Source organism: Streptomyces sp. JB150 (assembly GCF_011193355.1).
Taxonomy (GTDB): Bacteria; Actinomycetota; Actinomycetes; order Streptomycetales; family Streptomycetaceae; genus Streptomyces.
This window is the reverse complement of sequence record NZ_CP049780.1, coordinates 1,094,231-1,096,259: the sequence shown is the minus strand read 5'-3', so window position 1 is coordinate 1,096,259 and position 2,029 is coordinate 1,094,231. Positions and strand designations below refer to the sequence as shown.

1 rRNA gene (only partly in view) is annotated in these 2,029 nt (G+C 56.6%); it reads left to right on the top strand.

Features of this window, described 5'->3' with window-relative positions:
• Window positions 1-2,007, top strand: a 23S ribosomal RNA gene (locus tag G7Z13_RS05310); it begins 1,454 nt to the left of the window's first position.
• The last annotated feature ends 22 nt before the right edge of the window (window positions 2,008-2,029 follow it).

Below are 2,029 nucleotides of genomic sequence, written 5' to 3'. Positions count from 1 at the left end.
CGTAATAGCTCACTGGTCTAGTGATTCCGCGCCGACAATGTAGCGGGGCTCAAGCGTACCGCCGAAGTCGTGTCATTCATACAACAGCCCCAACGGGTGTGTGGATGGGTAGGGGAGCGTCGTCTGCCGGGTGAAGCAGCCGCGTAAGCGAGTTGTGGACGGTTGACGAGTGAGAATGCAGGCATGAGTAGCGATACAAACGTGAGAAACGTTTGCGCCGATTGACTAGTTGTGGACGGTTGACGAGTGAGAATGCAGGCATGAGTAGCGATACAAACGTGAGAAACGTTTGCGCCGATTGACTAAGGGTTCCTGGGTCAAGCTGATCTGCCCAGGGTAAGTCGGGACCTAAGGCGAGGCCGACAGGCGTAGTCGATGGATAACCGGTTGATATTCCGGTACCCGCTGTGGAGCGTCAAACATCGAATCCAGTGATGCTAAGCCCGTGAAGCCGCCGGCTGAGTCTTCGGACGAGGTCGGAGTGGTGGAGCCGGTGACCCGAGCTGGTAGTAGGTGAGTGATGGGGTGACGCAGGAAGGTAGTCCATCCCGGGCGGTGGTTGTCCCGGGGTAAGGGTGTAGGACGTCAGGTAGGCAAATCCGCCTGGCACATAGTCTGAGACCTGATGCCGAGCCGATTGTGGTGAAGTGGATGATCCTATGCTGTCGAGAAAAGCCTCTAGCGAGTTTCATGGCGGCCCGTACCCTAAACCGACTCAGGTGGTCAGGTAGAGAATACCGAGGCGTTCGGGTGAACTATGGTTAAGGAACTCGGCAAAATGCCCCCGTAACTTCGGGAGAAGGGGGGCCATTTCCGGTGATGATCTTTACGGTCTGAGCTGGGGGTGGCCGCAGAGACCAGCGAGAAGCGACTGTTTACTAAAAACACAGGTCCGTGCGAAGCCGTAAGGCGATGTATACGGACTGACGCCTGCCCGGTGCTGGAACGTTAAGGGGACCGGTTAGCTCCATTTCGGTGGGGCGAAGCTGAGAACTTAAGCGCCAGTAAACGGCGGTGGTAACTATAACCATCCTAAGGTAGCGAAATTCCTTGTCGGGTAAGTTCCGACCTGCACGAATGGCGTAACGACTTCTCGACTGTCTCAACCATAGGCCCGGTGAAATTGCACTACGAGTAAAGATGCTCGTTTCGCGCAGCAGGACGGAAAGACCCCGGGACCTTTACTACAGTTTGATATTGGTGTTCGGTTCGGCTTGTGTAGGATAGGTGGGAGACTGTGAAGCGGGCACGCCAGTGTTCGTGGAGTCGTCGTTGAAATACCACTCTGGTCGTGCTGGATGTCTAACCTGGGTCCGTGATCCGGATCAGGGACAGTGTCTGATGGGTAGTTTAACTGGGGCGGTTGCCTCCTAAAGGGTAACGGAGGCGCCCAAAGGTTCCCTCAGCCTGGTTGGCAATCAGGTGTTGAGTGTAAGTGCACAAGGGAGCTTGACTGTGAGACCGACGGGTCGAGCAGGGACGAAAGTCGGGACTAGTGATCCGGCGGTGGCTTGTGGAAGCGCCGTCGCTCAACGGATAAAAGGTACCCCGGGGATAACAGGCTGATCTTCCCCAAGAGTCCATATCGACGGGATGGTTTGGCACCTCGATGTCGGCTCGTCGCATCCTGGGGCTGGAGTCGGTCCCAAGGGTTGGGCTGTTCGCCCATTAAAGCGGTACGCGAGCTGGGTTTAGAACGTCGTGAGACAGTTCGGTCCCTATCCGCTGTGCGCGTAGGAGTCTTGAGAAGGGCTGTCCCTAGTACGAGAGGACCGGGACGGACGAACCTCTGGTGTGCCAGTTGTTCTGCCAAGGGCATGGCTGGTTGGCTACGTTCGGGAGGGATAACCGCTGAAAGCATCTAAGCGGGAAGCCTGCTTCGAGATGAGGACTCCCACCCACTTGATGGGGTAAGGCTCCCAGTAGACGACTGGGTTGATAGGCCGGATATGGAAGCACGGTAACGTGTGGAGTTGACCGGTACTAATAGGCCGAGGGCTTGTCCTCAGTTGCTCGCGTCCACTGTGTT